Consider the following 16,960-nt stretch of genomic DNA (forward strand, 5'->3'; position numbering starts at 1 on the left):
CGGCAACAACCCCTAGAAGATCACCGGCGGCGCATCCAGGACGGTCTCGTCCACCCGGCGGTCCACCCATTGGCTGAACGGAATATCGAGTTCGTACTTGCCAAGGTCGGTGCGCAGGAGGGTCCGCACGGCGGCATTGTCCGGGTTGTTGAGCGATTCGAAATACTCCACCGACCAGTGGAACCAGCGCATGCAGAACAGCCGCATGGTGAGCCCGTGGGTCACCAGCAAGGTGTTGGGGGCGTAGTCCGGCTTGGACCAGTGGCGGTACAGCGTCTCCATAAAGGATGAGATCCGGTCGTAGACGTCAGAGCCGGATTCGCCCTCCCGGAATCGGTAGAAGAAATGGCCGTAGGCGTTGCGGAGCTCCTTCTGGTCCTCGATGTCGCCGCTGATCTGGAAGTTGGCCCAGTCCTGCTCACGGAGGCGCGGTTCTTCGATCACCCGTTCCGTGAGATTGCCGAGGTTGAGTGCCTTCAGGGTCTGGTGCGCCCGAAGGTACGGGGACACGTAAACGCAGACCTGGCGGCCGTCCAGCTCGCGGCGGATCCGTTCCCCCGCCGCCGTGGCCTGCGCCAGGCCCAGGGGAGTCAGCGGAATCCGGTAGTCCGGGACCCTGTTGTAGATGGACGTATCGACATTGGCCGCGGACTGGCCGTGCCGGATCATGAAGATTTTCCCTGGCGCACTCATAAGCCCCAAGCATAGGTCCCCCCCCACCCGGACGCTCTCTCACTTTTGGCGGGTTTTTGGCGGACGCTCTCTCACCTTGGTGTGCCCCGGCGAGCTGGCCACCCTAATCAGCGAAGAACCAGAAACAACAGGCAAGATGGAACCATGTTGGTTCCCTCCCGCCGTCGGCTGCGGATTGAAGTCTGGATTGTGCTGGGTCTTTCCCTGGGGCAATCCGCCGTCTACTCGGTGGTGCAGCTGCTGGACAAGATGACCCGTGCACCGCTGGCCGAAGGCACGTCCACGCTGAACCGGTCCCAGAGCCCGCGCGAGTACTTCGACCTCACCTACCAGCTGCTGGACATCATTTTCGCCCTGGTGCCAGTGCTGCTGGTCATCTACTTCCTCACGGACCAGCGGCAGTCCGGCGCGGATGGAAGTGCGCACGGCAGTTCGGCCTTCCGGAAGCTGGGGTTCAACTTCGCCCGGCCGGGCCGCGATCTGCTGCAGGGCCTTGGCCTCGCGGCGCTGATCGGAATTCCTTCGCTGGGCCTTTATGCCGCGGGACGTGCGCTGGGGATCACCACTGCCATCATCCCCAGCGCACTCGACGCGTACTGGTGGACCGTTCCGGTCCTGATCCTGTCCGCGCTGCGGCACGCCGTGGTGGAGGAGGTCATTGTGGTGGGCTACCTCTTGGACCGCTTGGGCAAGTTCGGCTGGAGCGTGCCCCTGGCCATCTTCACCAGTTCGATGCTCCGCGGCAGCTACCACCTGTACCAGGGCTTCGGGCCGTTCATCGGCAACGCCGTGATGGGTGTGGTGTTTGCCTGGCTCTACACAAAGACCAGGCGGGTTATGCCGCTGGTCATCGCGCACGCGCTGCTGGACATTGTTGCCTTCGTTGGCTTCAGCCTCTTTGGCCGGGCTGTGGGCCTGGGTTAGGACGGCAGTGGTTCCCGTGCGCCACAGGTGCACTTAGCGGCTTAAAAAGGGATTCGGCCGCCATCGGTGGGTGGCATCATTGGCACCCGCTGATGGCGGCCGAAGTTATTGAGCGTGCAATCAGATGGTGACTGCGCCCGTGGCGGTTTCGAAGGTCACTGACAGGATGCCGGGGGTTCCATGCGGAGCCACCCAGTCAACGGCCACATCTTCCAAGGGCTTCTCGACGGGTTCGCCCAGCCATTCCGTCACGCGTTCAGCGGAACCGGCGATGGTCAGGCAGCTCATCTTGACGTTGCTCTCATAGGCGTTGGACGGGTGCAGGGCGGGGTCGCCCTCCCACTTGAGCATGTACGGGACCTGCGGGTCCGCGATCAGGCCCAGGATGCCGATCTGCTTCCAGACCAGCTCACGGCCGTCCGGGAACTTGCGGTTGCCGTTGACGGCAGCACGGCCCAGGCGGTCTTCGAACGGAGCTAGGTCGTCCACTTCGACGCACCAGCCCATCCAGCCGCCGCCGGCTTCGGAGCGTGCCCGGACGGCCTGCCCGAAGGGAGCCTTGTCCGATGCCGGGTGGTTCAGGACCTCCACGACTTCCAGGTATTTGTGGCCGGCCAGGGGAATGATCATGTTCCGGGTTCCAAACCGGGGGTGCACTCCACCCTTCACGGCTTCAACGCCGAGGGCGGACGAAATACGTTCGGTGGTGGCAACGAGGCCATCTTGTTCACAGGCGTAAGAGACGTGATCCATGCGCATGCCATCATCTTGGCACTTTGTGATCCGGCTCTCAGCTAAGGGTAGCCTTACCGGATTCCTGTTGCGTCACGAGTGGACAGCAGTAGGGCTCCCGCGAAGTCATACCCAGTCACACGCTTAGCAATAGACCGCGGCTGTTCGTACACTCGAAGCAGGTCATGAGTGCCAGCGACAGCCCCGGCTTGCTGGCCGGCAACCCTCGTTCGCGGCGGGGTGCCCCGGGTGAGGACCTGGCCTGCCGGTCAATTGACGGTGGGCAAGCGCGTAGAAAGGTCCTTCCATGACGATTACGATTTCCCGTACCGCAGCACCCGGGAACGGTGTGGTCCGTTACGCCAGCATTGGTGGACTCGAGCTCGAAGCCGGCGGTTACCTCCCGGACGTCACCCTGGGCTATGAAACGTGGGGGACCCTCAACGCGGACGGCTCCAACGCCGTCCTCATTGAGCACGCCCTGACGGGCAGCACACACGTTACCCGCGGCGACAGTGACGAGCCCGGCTGGTGGGAACAGCTGGCCGGCCCCGGTGCGCCGGTGGACACCGACCGGTTCTTTGTGGTCTCCATCAACATCGTGGGTGGCTGCTACGGCTCCACCGGGCCGTCCTCGGTTGCCCCGGACGGCAAGCCGTGGGGGTCACGATTCCCTTTGGTAACGCTGCGGGACACCACGGCGGCTGAGGCCAGGCTGGTTGACCAGCTGGGCATCCCGAGTTGGTACGCCGTGCTGGGCGGCTCCATGGGCGGCGCGCGGGCCCTGGAGTGGGCGGTCACGTACCCGGAACGGGTTCAGCGGTGCGCCGTTATCTCGATCGGCGCCGCCAGCACGGCCGAACAGATCGCGTTCGCCCAGGCGCAGACGCTCGCCATCCGCCAGGACACCAATTTCAACGACGGCGACTACTACGGCGGTCCACTGCCGGAGGACGGCCTGGCCCTGGCACGGCGCATTGCTCACATCACCTACCGCTCCGCCGAGGAATTCCATGGCCGGTTCGGACGGTCGGCCCAGCACCCCGAATCGCCGTTCCAGGCTGCAGCGCTGGGGGAGCGGGGCCGCTACCAGGTGGAAAGCTACCTGGACCACCAGGGCAAAAAGCTGGTGCAGCGTTTTGATGCCAACAGCTACATCGCCATCACGGACGCCCTGATGAGCCATGACGTCTGCCGCGGGCGGGGTTCGCTGGACGAGGCCCTGGGCCGTGCCACCGCCAGGTTCTTCGTGGCTGCCGTCGACAGTGACCGGTTGTACTTCCCGTCCCAGTCCCGTGAGCTGGCCAACGCGCTCCCGGGCGACGTTGACGTCCACGTTATTGAGGCCCCGATCGGCCACGACGGCTTCCTGACCGAGATCGGCCAACTCGGCGTCCAGCTCCGGAACACCTTCCTCGTCTAAAGCGCGAGAGGACACTTGAGCCCCCGCCCTTAAGCCCGAACGGACACTTGAGGCCCCGGAATCGGGGCCTCAAGTGTCCGTTCGCGCTGTTTGAAGGGTCAGCCGTTCATGATGTCGGAGCGGCGCTTCATGTAGTCCTCCATGGCCAGCTCGCCGTTGCTGTACTGCTGGTCCAGTTCGGCCAGCTTCCGGGCTCGGTATCCCTGCGGGCCCGACGGCGGCGGGGGAGTGACGGGGGCGGCAGGCTGCTGTGGTGCTTCCGCGCGCTGCTCGGGCACCGGCTGCCTGTACGGCGGAACAGGCTGCCCGTAGGGCGGGAACTGCTGATCCGCAGTAGGAATCGGCTGCAGGGGCGGCAACGGCTGGCTGGGCGGCAGGGGCTGCGGGCTCATGATCTGGCGGAAGCCGCCGCTCATGTAATCCTGCTGCGTGTAGCCGTCGCGGGGTTGTTTGCTCTGCGGCCCCGGGTACTGTTCGCTGCCCGGGTACTGCCCGCCGCCTGGAAACTGCTCGGGGTAGCGCCCGGAAAAGCTCTGCTCCTGGTTCCGTTTGTTGACGGATTTCCGGTACATCCGCATCGCCATCGGTATCACGAACGCCAGAATGATGATCCAGAAAAACAAGCTGTTCACGGTGTAGCGCCTCTCATATGTGTCCTTCCAGCTTAACCCCGGAGCCCGCACGCGTGGCCTGGATGCCCAGGAAGGCCCCGTACCGGTCCACGGCGTCCTGCACCGCGTTTTCCACAGCGGGGCCCGCGGCAGCGAACAAGCGGATATCCAGCTCACAGCGGCCGGCGAACATGGTGTGCCGCCAGCAGCCGGCCATGCGCCCGTCGAGCAGCACCACGTGCATCGGATCCCCGGCGACCGGGAACGCCGGAGCGCTGCCGCCCAGATAGTGCCGCGTTGCTGAATAGCCCATCACGTATTCGTCGTAGCACTGGATCAGATCGATCCGCGGTCTGGCTGCCGGCATGGCTTTACCGGCCTCGGTGCCGCCGTCCGTATCACCGTCCGTCCCGGCGTCGAAATAATGCACGACGCCGTCAATCGCCGTCGTTGCCAGCGTTTCGGGCGCAGCCGCCAGGGACTGTTGGAGGCCGAGCCGTACGTCGGCCATGGTGAGCCCGGACCAATCGGCGCAGTCCTTGACCGTGGCCGGGCCGCGGCTGGTGAAGTAGCGCCGGACCAGCTCGCTGAGGGCTTCGGTCCGGGTGGGCGGCGTGGCCGGGCCGGCGGGCACGCGCTCGTCAAACAGGGCGTAGGTCTGTTTCAGGGCACCGCCCGGACTGCGCATCGGCGACCCGCTGGCCAGGATCCCGCTGATCTCGGCGTGCATGATCAGGTAGGCAAGCCCGAAGCCGGTGGCCGCGAACCCTTCGTCCTGCAGCCGCGCGGCCAGCTGTTCCCGGGTCAGGTGCCGCCCGCCCCGGACGGCGTCGGCCAGGACTTGCCCGCTCCGGTCGGCGGCGGCGGCATTAATTCCGGTCCGCCGGTACATGCCCGCGTTGCCCTGGTGAAGCCGTGGCGCGGACAAGGCCGTCAGCCAGCGAAGATCCTCGCGGTGCACAAAATGCCAGGTGGGCCGCAGGATATGGGTGCGCAGGATGCGCCCGTCGGACACCGCCTGCTCCACGGCCATGGCGTTGGAAACATCAGAAGAGGCGGCAGCACGACGGGCCGGGGCGCCATCGCCAAGACCGCCGGTCCGTTGCGCCAGGCTCCAGCGGGCGTAGGGAAACTCCTGCGCCTGGACCGCCAGAAGGTGCCGGACAACGTCCGCCGCGGCGTCCAGGCCCGGTCCGCGCAGCCGTTGGGCGTGAAGCCGAAGCCGCACCACCTCATCCGGATCCATGGCTGTCCGGGGCAGCTGTCCCTCGGTCACGCCGGGCCGCCGCTAGCGCCGGGCCGCCGCTCACGCCGGGCCGCCGCTAGCGCCGGGCGTCGGTGGTGCCCAGCGGACCCTCGCCGGATCCCAGCGGAACGCCCGGGCCGAACACAGGGCCCGGCGTCGGGCGTTTTGCGGTGATTCCGTCGCCGGAGGAGCGGTGGCGCAGCCGCCGCACCACCCAGGGGACAAAGTACTCGCGGGCCCACACCAGGTCTTCGGAGCGGGCTGCCCGCCACGTGCGCGCGGGCAGGGGCTTGGGCAGGCGCGGCTCAAGCGTGTGGTTCACGTTCAGCGATTCCAGCACCATGGCGGCGATGGTGTGGTGTCCCAGCGGCGAAAAATGCAGGCGGTCCTCGTCCCACATCTGCGGATCGTTCAGCTGCTTGAGCGACCACATGTCGGCGATGATGGCGTCATGGCGGGTGGCAACGGTGCGGAGGTTCTCGTTGTAGATGGCCACCTTGCTGCGGATCCGTCCCAGGACCGAAGAACCCGTATCCGGACCGTTGAACAGCACCACCGTGGCCCCGCCCATGGCCAGGATCTGGACCACTGAATCAAGTTTTTCGGCGAGGGCGTCGGGGTCGCCGCCGGGCCTGATGAGATCGTTGCCGCCGGCGGAAAGGGTCACCAGGTCCGGCTTCAGCGCCAGGCACGGAGCAAGCTGCTGGTCCACGATCTGCTGCAGCAGCCGGCCGCGGACGGCCAGGTTGGCGTAGGCGAAGTCCGACTGGCCCCGGCCCAGTTCCTCGGCCACCCGGTCCGCCCAGCCGCGGAAGCCGCCGGGGCTCGTTGGTTCCGGATCGCCGATGCCCTCCGTGAACGAATCTCCCATCGCTACATAACGGCTCCAGGGGTGTGCTGCCGTGGTAGTGGGCGGACTCTGCATGGCTTTTGCGTCATTCACGGTCCTATCCTGCCTCCTTGCTCACAAGCTACGCCACCGTAGGTAGTTACCACCGGGTAACTGTAAGAATGGAAACCATGACTGACGCCCAAGTATTTCCCGCCCCTGTTGTTATGTGGTCCCGGCCGGAGGACCAGCGCTCCGGAAAGCCGCTGCTGGTGCTGCTGCACGGCTACGGCGCCAACGAACAGGACCTGCTGAGCCTGGCGGATATGCTTCCCGAGGACTTTGTTGTTGCCTCCCTCCGGGCGCCCCTGGCCACGGGCCCCGGGTTTATGTGGTTCCCCCTGACAGCCTCCATCGATTACACCCTCGACGCCGTCAAAGCTGGAGCCGGTTACGTGCAGGACTGGATTGACACCGTCAAAGCCGGCCACCCATCGGTGACGCTGCTCGGCTTTTCCATGGGAATGGCGATGGCCACCACGCTGCTCCGGCAGCGCCCCGCTGACTATGCCGCCGTCGTCGGGCTTTCCGGTTTTGTGGTCAACGCGGACGGCGACCCCGCCTTCAAGGACGGCGAACTGGACGGCACAGTGCCGCTCTTCTGGGGCCGGGACCAGCAGGATCCCGTGATCACCCCCGACAAGATCGAGTACACCATGGGCTGGGTGCGTGGGCACGTCAAGCTCACCAAGGTGCTCTACACGGGCATGTGGCACGGCATCAACCAGCAGGAAATCGGGCACGTCTCCGAGTTCCTGACGCACGAGGTGCTGAACAAGTAAACGTACGACGGCGGCCGGCGGCATAGTGCCGCCGGCCGCTTGTGCTGTCCTCGCCGGGTGGGGCCCGCTGAATCAGGCCTTCCAAATCAGGCGTCCGGGGCCACAACCCTGACGGTCTGCCCGTTGACGGTGACGGTGTCGCCGTTGTGCAGCTGGCGTCCCCGGCGGTCGTCGATCTCGCCGTTGACCTTGACGAGTCCGTTCTTGATCAATTCGGCGGCTTCCACGCCGTCCTCCACCAGGCTGGCGAGCTTCAAGAGCTGACCAAGACGGATCATGCTGTCGCGGATGGGGATCTCTTCAATGTCCTGGTTGCTCATACAAGTAATAATGCCTGACGTAAGGTGAATCCAATGACCCACACCCCCCGGCTGCCGCGCTTCGCGGGGCTCCCGCTGGCCGTCGGGGCGGGGCTGGCCATTCCTGTCCAGGGCCGGATCAACGGCGCCCTCGGCGTCCGGCTCAACGACGGCATCGCCGCGGCCGTGGTGGGTTTCAGCACCGGCCTGGTGGTGATGATCCTGATCTCCCTGATCCTGCCCAGCGGCCGCGCCGGTTTGGCCAGGATCCTGCCAGCGGTCCGGACCCGGGCGTTCCCACCCGCGTACGTGCTTGCCGGCGGCATCGGCGGCCTGTTTGTCTTCGCGCAGTCCTTTACTGTGGGCGTCCTGGGCGTGGCACTGTTTACCGTGGCCGCCGTAACCGGACAGACCCTGAGCGGCCTGCTGGTGGACCGGCTGGGCATTGGACCTGCCGGAAAAAGGGCGGTGACCGCCATGCGGGTGATCGGCTGCGTGCTGACCGTGGCCGCCGTCGCCTGGGCCGTTTCGCCTCGGTTTGCCGGCACCCTGGGCACGCCGGGCTCGCCGACTGACGGCGCCGGAGGCCCGGAGACGTTGGTCATCCCCCTGATCCTCCCCGTGCTGGCAGGATTCCTGATGAGTTTCCAGCAGGCCATGAACGGAACCGCGACGGTCCACTACGGCACGCCGATCGCCGCCACGCTGGTGAACTTTGTGGCCGGCGCGGTGTTCCTGTGGATTGCGCTGGCCATCAAGGTGGCTGTTTTGGGGCCGGGCAATCCCTTGCCGTCCGAGTGGTGGTACTACCTGGGCGGGCCCATGGGCTGTGTGTTCATCGGCCTGGGCGCGCTGCTGGTCCGCAGCCTGGGGGTGCTGGTGACCGGGCTCGGCATGATCGCCGGGCAACTCCTTGGCTCCCTTGGCCTGGACCTCCTGGTGCCGGCGCCGGGAAGCATCGTGGCACCTGCCACGGTCCTGGGCACCATCCTCACCCTGGCCGCGATTATCCTGGCGACACTGCCCTGGCCCCGCGGAGCGTTCCGCAGGCAGCGGCCGGTAGGCTAGGACACGCAGTTCTCTGCATCTTGATCCTTCGCCCGCCCCGCCCGCACCCAGCAGTGATGCACCCACGTGCAGCGGGGCCAGATACCCGCGGACCGCACCCAGCGGCCCTGTAGAAATTGGAGTCCACCATGGCAGCAAAATCCGTACTCGACCAGGTCATTTCCCTTTCCAAGCGAAGGGGTTTTGTGTTCCAGGCCGGTGAAATCTACGGAGGCTCCCGCTCTGCCTGGGACTATGGACCCCTCGGCGCCGAGCTGAAGGAAAACATCAAGCGCCAGTGGTGGCAGTCCATGGTCCGCGGCCGCGAGGACGTGGTGGGCCTGGATTCCTCCGTCATCCTGCCCCGCCAAGTATGGGAAGCCTCCGGCCACGTTGACGTCTTCTCGGACCCGCTCGTTGAGTGCCTCTCCTGCCACAAGCGCTACCGTGCCGACCACCTCGAGGAAGAGTACGAGGAAAAGAAGGGCCGCCCCGCCGAGAACGGCCTGAAGGACATTGCCTGCGTCAACTGCGGCACGCGCGGCGAATGGACCGAACCCCAGGAATTCTCCGGCCTGCTGAAGACGTTCCTCGGCCCGGTGGCCAGCGACGAAGGCATGCACTACCTGCGCCCGGAAACGGCCCAGGGCATTTTTGTGAACTTCAGCAACGTCCTCACCACGTCCCGCAAGAAGCCGCCGTTCGGCATCGGCCAGATCGGTAAGTCCTTCCGCAACGAGATCACGCCGGGCAACTTCATCTTCCGCACGCGTGAGTTCGAGCAGATGGAAATGGAGTTCTTCGTCGAGCCCGGCACGGACGAAGAGTGGCACCAGTACTGGATGAAGGAGCGCATGTCCTGGTACACCGGCCTGGGCATCCGGGAAGAGAACCTGCGCTTCTTCGAGCACCCGCTGGACAAGCTCAGCCACTACTCCAAGGGCACCACGGACATCGAATACCGCTTCGGCTTCCAGGGCTCGGAATGGGGCGAGCTCGAAGGCATCGCCAACCGCACCGACTTCGACCTCTCCACGCACTCCAAGGCCTCCGGCCAGGACCTGAGCTACTTCAACCAGGCCACCAACGAGCGCTACACCCCGTACGTGATCGAACCGGCCGCCGGCCTGACCCGTTCCTTCATGGCGTTCCTCGTGGACGCCTACACCGAGGACGAGGCACCCAACGCCAAGGGCGGCGTCGACGTCCGAACCGTCCTGCGACTTGACCCGCGCCTGGCCCCCGTCAAGGCTGCGGTGCTGCCGCTGAGCCGCAATGAGGACCTCTCGCCGAAGGCCAAGGACCTGGGCACCCAGCTGCGCAAGAACTGGAACATCGACTTCGACGACGCCGGGGCCATCGGCCGCCGCTACCGCCGCCAGGACGAGATCGGCACCCCGTTCTGCATCACCGTGGACTTCGACACCCTCGAGGACCAGGCCGTCACCATCCGTGAGCGCGACACCATGAGCCAGGAACGCGTGTCCCTGGACAAGGTGGAGGGCTACCTGGCCGCACGGCTGATCGGCGCCTAGCCGTGGCCATCGAATACCGCGAATGGCTTGAGGGCGATGACCTGACGCTGCTGGAAGTCTGGGGCGGCCCGGAGACGGAACTGGCCCGGCAGTTCCGCGGTGCCCTGGCTGTCTCCTCGGCCGGCACGGACGGCACCCCGTGGCGCCGCTGCATCGTGGCCGAGGACGTCATTGACGGGGTCGGCATTCCGGTGGCGGCGGGCGTGGTCTACGAGGCCTCGCTGCACCAGGAGCGGCTGTGGACCTACATCGAAGTGGCGCGCGATCACCGCCGCGCCGGCATCGGTGCCACGCTCCTGACCATGCTGCGGCGCGAAGCCGGGCAGGCGCCGTCGGGAGTTACCAGGCTGCGCGCGAAGGTGCAGCCGGGCACTCCGGGGGCCGCGTTCGCCGAGGTGTTCGGGCTCGCGCCCATCCAGCGTTCCCGGCTGGTGGTGGTGGAGCCGGGCGCCCTGAAGCTGCCCGTGTTCCCTGCGAAGAACGACGGCGGCGGGCTGGCCAACGACGAAAACGCCGGTTCCGACGTCGTGATGGACCTCGCCACCGGCTCGGTTGAGCTGACCGACGTCGTGGGGCGCTATTACACCTCGATCCACGGCTGGGATTCGCCGGGCGTGCTGTCGGTGGGACAGGTGCAGAAGCTGTTCCTGGATGACCTCACCGGCGCCCACGGTGCACTTGTGCTGCGTGCCGAGCCGGAATCCGCCTTCGGCGGCGGGGTTACCCCCAGCAAGAAGGGCCGGATCCGCGCGTTCGCGGTGAGCTATGCGGAGGCGGCCCAGGACCCGACGGCGGAGCCTTCGGCCCAGGGCGCGAAGGCCACGGATGTGTTTGTGGGCCACGAACCCGCGCTGGAAGCGGACGACGCCGCAGCCGCGGTCCGTGACCTGCTCTCGCTCCTCGCGTACCAGCACCCGGTCATGCTGGAACTGGACGATTCGATGACAGCGCTGCGCGCCGCCGTCGAGCCCCTGCTGGAAGCCGGCAAAGCGCGCCAGGCCGGCGCCGAAACGCTGATCGTCTCGGACTGACCCTGCCTCACCCAACTGACTCGCAGTTAACGCTCCCAAATCGCGAAATGGCGACGTTTACTGCGAGTCAGTTGGGGGAGGCCACCGGCGTTTGGGCGGCCACGGGATGAAGCCGCTGGTCGCCTCAACATATTCCCGGTAGCCGGGTCGGCCGGACATCGCCTTTTCCGTCAGGGGCTTCCCGGTCTTCCCGGCCAGCGTCCACACCATCAGGGCCGGGGACAGGATGGCCAGGATGCCCGGCCAGGAGTCCGCGGCGATGAGGAACAGCCCCGTCCAGATAGCCGCGTCGCCGAAATAGTTGGGATGCCGGGTGTACCGCCACAAACCGGTATCCAATACCGTGCCGCGGCGGGCCGGATCCTTTTTGAACCGGGCCAGCTGCCAGTCGCCCACGGTCTCGAATACAAACCCCGTCATCCACAGCAGGACACCGAGCACGGCCACCCAGCCCACAGCGCCGGTGGCGAACATCCCCACCTGCAGGGTCAGGGACACAAAGAACATGACCACGCCCTGCGGCAGGTACACGCGGCGGAGCGCGAACACGTTCCTGGATCCGGGCGCCGGATCCAGCAGGGCCTTGTAGCGTGGGTCTTCATGTCCGTCGCGCGCCCGCCAGCCAATGTGGGCTCCAAGCCGCAACCCCCAGACTGCCGTCAGCAGCAGCAACAGGGCGCGGCGGGTGTCATCGCCCCATCCGGCTGACAGGAACCAGGACACCGCTGCCACGGCGACGAAGCCGGGGCCCCACGCGACGTCCATCACCGAGTGCCGGCCCTGCCGGACGGCCACACCAAACGTCAGCGCCAGGACCGCAAGGACTGCCAGTGCTGTCCAGGGCAGCGACGCCGCGAACTCCGGCCACGGAAACGGAGTCACATGGCCACTTCAGCGGAGGATCCTGGCACCAGCTCAGCCAGCGTTCGCGCGGCCTGGTGTGTGAATCCGATGCGCTCGGCGAAAGCCTTCATCACGAAACCGGTGGCCAGTGCGTGCCAGAGCCGGCCGCGGCGGAACATAAAATGCCCGGCACCGCGCAGCGAAACATACTGCATGGACGCTGCGGTTCCGGTGGCGCGGCGCGCAAACGCCAAGGACTGGGACGGGCTGGTCATATGGTCGCCGGTGCCGTGGACAATCAGGACCTTTCGTCCGGTGAGCGGGGTGGCGGGCGTCTCCGGGCTGAGCCACGGGGCCAGCGCCACCACGGCGTCCACCTGCGGATCGTCGGCGGCACTTATGGCGGTGAGGCCACCCATCGAGTGCCCCACGAGATACACGGGAACCGCGGGGTGCTGCGCGCGGATTTGCTGGAGGGCCCAGCGGGCATCCTGCAGTGCGGACCTGTCCGGCCCGTTCCAGCCCCGCACGCTGTTCCGCAGGGACCACACCGCCAGCCCGTGGTCCTTGCCGGCACGGTGCAGGTGACGGGCGAACGTGACCATGCGCAGCGGGCTCAGGTGGCGGGCATCCACAGGCTCATAGCTGTGGGCCTTGCCCCCGTGCAGGACCAGTGCCACGCCCCGCGTTGTTCCGGAGGCCGCCAGCACAGTGAGTGCCGCCTCCCGCCTCGCTGCGGGTTCGTTGGCGTGGAATTCAGTCCTGCGGTCCGTCACGCGTGGGTCTCCTCCCGGTTCCTGCCATTTACCAACCCTAAGGCGCCGGACGTAGAGTTCAAGGTATGAGGTTCAACTGCTGATGGGCTCCGGTCACACCCACGTTTCAACAGATCATTCGGAGCCGACGGCCCAGGCGATTGCCGCCCGCCGGAAGGCGAACCGCATCCTGGCCGCCGTGCTGGTGCCGCTGACGCTCCTGACCCTGGCGGGCATGGCCATGCTCTGGCCCTCCGGGTCCAAGGACGGCATCTCCCTCGCCAGCCCCTATTCGGCCGCGCCCGGCGTCACGTTCGATACGGGCAAGATCCAGAGCGTCGTCGAAGAAAGCTGTATGCAGGGCTCCATGGCCCCCGGCCAATCCCCGGACCCCAGCGGCCAGCCTGGCCCCGCCGGCTCCGACTGCATGTTTGCTTTCACGGAACCGGACCAGGGCGGCAGCCCCGTCAAAGTAGTGATCAATCCGGAAGTGGCACAATCCCACGGCGTGAAGCCGGGGGACCAGATCAGGTACCTGAACCTTTCCAACGCCCAGGGCGCTGCGGCGTCGCAGGGGTCCCCGGCCTACATCTTCGTTGACTTCGTCCGGACGCTGCCCATCGTGATCCTGGCCCTCCTCTATGCGCTGGTGGTCATCGCGGTGGCCCGCTGGCGGGGGTTCAGGGCACTCCTGGGGCTGGTGGGCGCGTATTTCGTGCTTGCCGGCTTTATGCTGCCCGGGCTGGTGGAGGGCAAACCGCCGCTGCTGCTGGCCCTGGTGGGATCAACGGTGATCATGATCGGGGTACTGTACTTTGCCCACGGCTTTTCCGCGCGGACATCAACGGCGCTGCTGGGCACCATGTTCGGCCTGGCCATCACAGCGCTTCTCGCGGCGTGGGCCACCGACGCCGCCAACCTGGCCGGAGTGGGCAGCCACGACGCCACCACTTTGATCAATACCTCGGCGAACATCTCCATTTCCGGGGTGATCCTGTGCGGCCTCATCATCTCGGGGCTTGGTGTCCTTAACGACGTCACCATCACGCAGTCGTCTGCTGTTTGGGAACTCTACGAGTTGGCCCCCGGCACCAGCGCCCGCAAGCTTTTCACGTCCGCCATGCGGATCGGCCGGGACCACATCGCCTCCACGGTCTACACCATCGCGTTCGCCTACGCCGGCGCGGCCCTGCCCATCCTGATCATTGTGATGCTGTACGACCGGCCGCTGGGGGACACCCTGACCAGCGCGGAGCTGTCCGAAGAAGTCATCCGCACGCTGGTGGGCTCCATCGGCCTCGTCCTGGCCATCCCGGTGACCACCCTGATCGCCGTGCTGGTGGTCAAGGCCACCGGTGTGCGGACGGCGGGTCAGCCAGCCATCGGCGTTCCGGACGGAGGTGGCCACCGCCCCGAAGCCACCTCTGGCGCCGCCTCCATCAACGCGGACGACGTCGACGATACCGGTGCGCTCGCAGCGGCCGCCTTCGAGAGGCGGTCACGGCAGTCCGCGGAAGATTCCGCCGATCCTGCCACCCGGAGGGGGCGCCGGGCGGACCGCGGCTGAACGGCAGCTGAACGAAGCTGCGGACGAAAAAGGGCTCGGCCCACCGATTTGCCCGGCTTTGCGACAATGGACAAGTGACTGTTACCGCAACGCCTCCCGCCCCCAAGCTGGAACTCCCGCCCCTGAAGCTGGGCCCCATCACGGTGGACACCCCCGTGATCCTGGCTCCGATGGCCGGCATCACCAACTCCGCCTTCCGTCGTCTGTGCCGTGAATACGGCGGAGGCCTATACGTGGCGGAGATGGTCACCTCGCGCGCCCTCGTTGAACGAACGCCCGAATCACTGCGCATCATCTCGCACGACGACGACGAAAAAGTACGCTCCGTCCAGCTGTACGGCGTGGACCCCGCTACGGTGGGCCACGCAGTGCGCATGCTGGTCGAAGAGGACCGTGCGGACCACATCGACCTGAACTTCGGCTGCCCCGTACCCAAGGTGACCCGGCGCGGCGGCGGCTCTGCCCTGCCCTGGAAGACAGACCTCTTCACCTCGATCGTCCAGACCGCGGTCAAGGAAGCGTCCAAGGGCAACGTCCCGCTCACCATCAAGATGCGCAAGGGAATCGACGATGACCACCTGACGTACCTCGACGCCGGCCGGATCGCCCGCGACGCCGGTGTCGCCGCCGTCGCGCTTCACGGCCGCACCGCGGCGCAGTTCTACTCCGGCCAGGCCGACTGGACCGCGATCGCCCGCCTGCGCGAAGCCCTGCCGGACATTCCCGTCCTGGGGAACGGCGATATCTGGTCCGCGGAGGACGCCGTCCGTATGGTCCGGGAAACCGGCGTGGACGGTGTGGTGGTGGGCCGCGGCTGCCAGGGACGCCCGTGGCTTTTCGGTGACCTGATGGCTGCCTTCGAAGGAAGCGACGTCCGCCACAAACCGGACCTGGGCAAGGTGGCCGAGAGCGTCTACCGCCACGCCGAACTGATGGTGGAAACCTTCGGCGACGAAGGCAAGGCCCTGCGTGAGATCCGCAAGCACATGGCCTGGTACTTCAAGGGGTACGTGGTGGGCAGCGAACTGCGGACCAAACTGGCGCTCGTGACCAGCCTGGAGATCCTCCGCGAGACCCTGGACCAGCTGGACCTGGACTCGCCGTACCCCGGCGGAGATGCCGAGGGCCCGCGCGGCAGGGCAGGATCGCCCAAGAAGCCGGCATTGCCCAAGGACTGGTTGGAATCCCGCGCCCTGAACGCCGCACAGTCCCAGGACATCTCCGCCGCGGAGCTGGATGTTTCCGGTGGCTGAGACGCGCACTACGGCACAGGCCCTGCCCGGCTACGAGGCCCATGATTCCGCCCGCTGGGTGGAGGAACCGCCCAAAAACAACTACCGCTCCGATTTTGAGCGGGACCGCGCCCGGGTGCTGCACTCCTCGGCCCTGCGCCGCCTCGGCGCGAAAACGCAGGTGGTTGCCCCGGATACGGATGACTTCGTCCGCACCCGGCTGACCCACAGCCTGGAGGTTGCCCAGGTGGGCCGGGAACTGGGCCGCGCCCTGGGCTGCGACCCGGATGTGGTGGACACCGCCTGCCTGAGCCATGACCTGGGACACCCGCCCTTCGGACACAACGGTGAGTCGGCCCTGAACGAAGTGGCACATGCCATCGGCGGCTTCGAAGGCAACGCCCAGACCCTCCGGCTCCTCACCCGTTTGGAGCCCAAGGTCCTGGCCACCGACGGGCGCCCGGCCGGCCTGAACCTCACCAGGGCCAGCCTGGACGCGGCGGCGAAATACCCCTGGTCCGCGCTGAACGCGCCGGTGATCCACGGCCAGCGCACCAGCAAGTTCGGTGCCTACGAGGACGATCTGCCCATCTTCGACTGGATCAGGGAGGGCGCGCCCGAACGCCGCCCGTGCCTGGAAGCCCAGGTCATGGACCTGGCCGACGACATCTCCTATTCCGTGCACGACGTCGAGGACGCGATCGTGGCCGGGCACTTCCAGCTGCGCTGGATGGACAACCCGGACCACCGGGCCCGCGTGGTGGGCTACGCCAAGCAGTGGTACCTCCCGCACAACGACCCCGCCGCGATCGACGCCGCCCTGGCCCGGCTGGAAGCCACGGACGTGTGGGTCCGCGAGGCCGACGGCAGCCGGAAGTCCATGGCCGCCCTGAAGAACATGACCAGCCAGCTGATCGGCCGGTTCTGCCAGAGCGCCCTGGAGACCACCCGCGCCGTCTACGGCCCGGAAAACCTCACCCGGTACAGCGCCGAACTGATGGTCCCGGACGAAACGGTCATGGAGATCGCGGTGATGAAGGGCCTGGCCACCACGTTTGTGATGACCACCGAACACCGCCAGCCCATCTACGAGCGCCAGCGCGAGGTGCTGCACGCGCTGGTCACCGCCCTGAACGCCACGGGAGACCGCCACCTGGAGCCGATGTTCGCGGCCGACTGGCGGGACGCGCCCGACGACGGCGCCAGGCTCAGGGTGGTCATCGACCAGGTGGCATCGCTGACAGACGGCTCGGCGCTGGCAATGTACGAACGGCTTGTGGGGAGCCTGCCCTCGCTGTGGTGACAGACGCCATAGGACGGCCTTCACTGTCGTGCCCCGGGACTAGGATGG

At 66.8% G+C, this 16,960-nt stretch carries 17 protein-coding genes and 1 riboswitch; of the genes, 9 read left to right on the forward strand and 8 right to left on the reverse strand.

All coding sequences use genetic code 11. The features are described 5' to 3' along the window. Positions 1-12: 12 nt before the first annotated feature. Positions 13-669 (reverse strand): histidine phosphatase family protein, encoded by a 657-nt coding sequence (locus AC3IT0_RS06995; RefSeq protein WP_489323026.1) that lies wholly within the window; start codon positions 667-669, stop codon positions 13-15. A gap of 168 nt (positions 670-837) precedes the next feature. Here AC3IT0_RS06995 and AC3IT0_RS07000 point away from each other — a divergent pair, with 168 nt between their 5' ends. Then, positions 838-1,617 (forward strand): CPBP family intramembrane glutamic endopeptidase, encoded by a 780-nt coding sequence (locus AC3IT0_RS07000; protein ID WP_489323027.1) that lies wholly within the window; start codon positions 838-840, stop codon positions 1,615-1,617. Between the two features lie 120 nt (positions 1,618-1,737). On the opposite strand, the gene AC3IT0_RS07005 is transcribed toward AC3IT0_RS07000, so the two are convergent. Further along, on the reverse strand, positions 1,738-2,376 hold the full coding sequence (locus tag AC3IT0_RS07005; protein WP_056348211.1) for a VOC family protein: 639 nt from the start codon (positions 2,374-2,376) through the stop codon (positions 1,738-1,740). Positions 2,377-2,530: 154 nt separating this feature from the next. After that, a riboswitch (SAM riboswitch) is annotated at positions 2,531-2,645 on the forward strand. 11 nt (positions 2,646-2,656) lie between these two features. On the opposite strand from AC3IT0_RS07005, the gene metX reads away from it, so the two are divergent. Next, positions 2,657-3,772 carry a homoserine O-acetyltransferase MetX gene (gene metX / locus AC3IT0_RS07010; protein ID WP_489323028.1) on the forward strand — a complete coding sequence of 372 codons (1,116 nt, stop codon included), beginning with the start codon at positions 2,657-2,659 and terminating at the stop codon, positions 3,770-3,772. A gap of 98 nt (positions 3,773-3,870) precedes the next feature. On the opposite strand, the gene AC3IT0_RS07015 is transcribed toward metX, so the two are convergent. Genes AC3IT0_RS07015 through AC3IT0_RS07025 form a run of 3 tightly spaced genes read right to left on the reverse strand, consistent with a single transcriptional unit; the run spans position 3,871 to position 6,554 of the window. Then, positions 3,871-4,404 carry a hypothetical protein gene (locus AC3IT0_RS07015; RefSeq protein ID WP_489323029.1) on the reverse strand — a complete coding sequence of 178 codons (534 nt, stop codon included), beginning with the start codon at positions 4,402-4,404 and terminating at the stop codon, positions 3,871-3,873. 13 nt (positions 4,405-4,417) lie between these two features. Then, positions 4,418-5,659 (reverse strand): winged helix DNA-binding domain-containing protein, encoded by a 1,242-nt coding sequence (locus AC3IT0_RS07020; RefSeq protein WP_489323030.1) that lies wholly within the window; start codon positions 5,657-5,659, stop codon positions 4,418-4,420. 46 nt (positions 5,660-5,705) lie between these two features. Then, a complete protein-coding gene (locus AC3IT0_RS07025; RefSeq protein WP_489323736.1) occupies positions 5,706-6,554 on the reverse strand; it encodes an SGNH/GDSL hydrolase family protein in 849 nt (282 codons plus the stop codon). A 95-nt stretch (positions 6,555-6,649) separates the two neighbouring features. Between AC3IT0_RS07025 and AC3IT0_RS07030 the strand changes: the two genes are divergently transcribed. Beyond that, the gene (locus AC3IT0_RS07030) at positions 6,650-7,300 is read left to right on the forward strand and encodes an alpha/beta hydrolase (protein WP_489323031.1); all 651 of its coding nucleotides are present in this window, start codon (positions 6,650-6,652) and stop codon (positions 7,298-7,300) included. A gap of 86 nt (positions 7,301-7,386) precedes the next feature. Here AC3IT0_RS07030 and AC3IT0_RS07035 read toward each other — a convergent pair whose 3' ends face one another. Beyond that, positions 7,387-7,620: an RNA-binding S4 domain-containing protein gene (locus AC3IT0_RS07035; RefSeq protein WP_489323032.1), complete on the reverse strand. Its 234-nt coding sequence runs from the start codon at positions 7,618-7,620 to the stop codon at positions 7,387-7,389. Positions 7,621-7,653: 33 nt separating this feature from the next. Between AC3IT0_RS07035 and AC3IT0_RS07040 the strand changes: the two genes are divergently transcribed. The 3 genes from AC3IT0_RS07040 to AC3IT0_RS07050 all read left to right on the forward strand — a co-directional run bounded on the left by AC3IT0_RS07040 (position 7,654) and on the right by AC3IT0_RS07050 (position 11,212). Beyond that, a complete protein-coding gene (locus tag AC3IT0_RS07040) occupies positions 7,654-8,667 on the forward strand; it encodes a DMT family transporter (RefSeq protein ID WP_489323033.1) in 1,014 nt (337 codons plus the stop codon). A 128-nt stretch (positions 8,668-8,795) separates the two neighbouring features. Then, positions 8,796-10,181 carry a glycine--tRNA ligase gene (locus AC3IT0_RS07045; protein ID WP_489323034.1) on the forward strand — a complete coding sequence of 462 codons (1,386 nt, stop codon included), beginning with the start codon at positions 8,796-8,798 and terminating at the stop codon, positions 10,179-10,181. A gap of 2 nt (positions 10,182-10,183) precedes the next feature. Further along, positions 10,184-11,212, forward strand: a complete 1,029-nt coding sequence (locus AC3IT0_RS07050) for a GNAT family N-acetyltransferase (RefSeq protein WP_489323035.1) — start codon at positions 10,184-10,186, stop codon at positions 11,210-11,212. Positions 11,213-11,269: 57 nt separating this feature from the next. Here AC3IT0_RS07050 and AC3IT0_RS07055 read toward each other — a convergent pair whose 3' ends face one another. Next, the gene (locus AC3IT0_RS07055; protein WP_489323036.1) at positions 11,270-12,094 is read right to left on the reverse strand and encodes a DUF1295 domain-containing protein; all 825 of its coding nucleotides are present in this window, start codon (positions 12,092-12,094) and stop codon (positions 11,270-11,272) included. Further along, positions 12,091-12,831: an alpha/beta hydrolase gene (locus tag AC3IT0_RS07060; RefSeq protein WP_489323037.1), complete on the reverse strand. Its 741-nt coding sequence runs from the start codon at positions 12,829-12,831 to the stop codon at positions 12,091-12,093. The genes AC3IT0_RS07055 and AC3IT0_RS07060 overlap by 4 nt, the downstream gene beginning before the upstream one ends. A gap of 82 nt (positions 12,832-12,913) precedes the next feature. Here AC3IT0_RS07060 and AC3IT0_RS07065 point away from each other — a divergent pair, with 82 nt between their 5' ends. The 3 genes from AC3IT0_RS07065 (at position 12,914) to AC3IT0_RS07075 (ending at position 16,912) form a co-directional block, all read left to right on the forward strand. Then, positions 12,914-14,377 carry a YibE/F family protein gene (locus AC3IT0_RS07065; RefSeq protein ID WP_489323038.1) on the forward strand — a complete coding sequence of 488 codons (1,464 nt, stop codon included), beginning with the start codon at positions 12,914-12,916 and terminating at the stop codon, positions 14,375-14,377. A 74-nt stretch (positions 14,378-14,451) separates the two neighbouring features. Continuing rightward, complete coding sequence (gene dusB / locus AC3IT0_RS07070) at positions 14,452-15,630, forward strand: tRNA dihydrouridine synthase DusB (protein ID WP_489323039.1); 1,179 nt, start codon at positions 14,452-14,454, stop codon at positions 15,628-15,630. Continuing rightward, positions 15,614-16,912 carry a deoxyguanosinetriphosphate triphosphohydrolase gene (locus tag AC3IT0_RS07075; protein ID WP_489323040.1) on the forward strand — a complete coding sequence of 433 codons (1,299 nt, stop codon included), beginning with the start codon at positions 15,614-15,616 and terminating at the stop codon, positions 16,910-16,912. The genes dusB and AC3IT0_RS07075 overlap by 17 nt, the downstream gene beginning before the upstream one ends. Positions 16,913-16,960: the final 48 nt, after the last annotated feature.

It is taken from the genome of Pseudarthrobacter sp. KH_020_B (genome assembly GCF_057840185.1).

What these genes read in the sequence shown, in the direction of transcription:
- AC3IT0_RS07000 (WP_489323027.1), top strand. Translation starts at nt 838, where the DNA reads ATGTTGGTTCCCTCCCGCCGTCGGCTGCGGATTGAAGTCTGGATTGTG.
- AC3IT0_RS07045 (WP_489323034.1), top strand. Translation starts at nt 8,796, where the DNA reads ATGGCAGCAAAATCCGTACTCGACCAGGTCATTTCCCTTTCCAAGCGA.
- AC3IT0_RS07040 (WP_489323033.1), top strand. Translation starts at nt 7,654, where the DNA reads ATGACCCACACCCCCCGGCTGCCGCGCTTCGCGGGGCTCCCGCTGGCC.
- AC3IT0_RS07025 (WP_489323736.1), bottom strand. Translation starts at nt 6,554, where the DNA reads ATGCAGAGTCCGCCCACTACCACGGCAGCACACCCCTGGAGCCGTTAT.
- AC3IT0_RS07030 (WP_489323031.1), top strand. Translation starts at nt 6,650, where the DNA reads ATGACTGACGCCCAAGTATTTCCCGCCCCTGTTGTTATGTGGTCCCGG.
- metX (WP_489323028.1), top strand. Translation starts at nt 2,657, where the DNA reads ATGACGATTACGATTTCCCGTACCGCAGCACCCGGGAACGGTGTGGTC.
- AC3IT0_RS07065 (WP_489323038.1), top strand. Translation starts at nt 12,914, where the DNA reads ATGGGCTCCGGTCACACCCACGTTTCAACAGATCATTCGGAGCCGACG.
- AC3IT0_RS07005 (WP_056348211.1), bottom strand. Translation starts at nt 2,376, where the DNA reads ATGCGCATGGATCACGTCTCTTACGCCTGTGAACAAGATGGCCTCGTT.
- AC3IT0_RS07035 (WP_489323032.1), bottom strand. Translation starts at nt 7,620, where the DNA reads ATGAGCAACCAGGACATTGAAGAGATCCCCATCCGCGACAGCATGATC.
- AC3IT0_RS07075 (WP_489323040.1), top strand. Translation starts at nt 15,614, where the DNA reads ATGTTTCCGGTGGCTGAGACGCGCACTACGGCACAGGCCCTGCCCGGC.
- AC3IT0_RS06995 (WP_489323026.1), bottom strand. Translation starts at nt 669, where the DNA reads ATGATCCGGCACGGCCAGTCCGCGGCCAATGTCGATACGTCCATCTAC.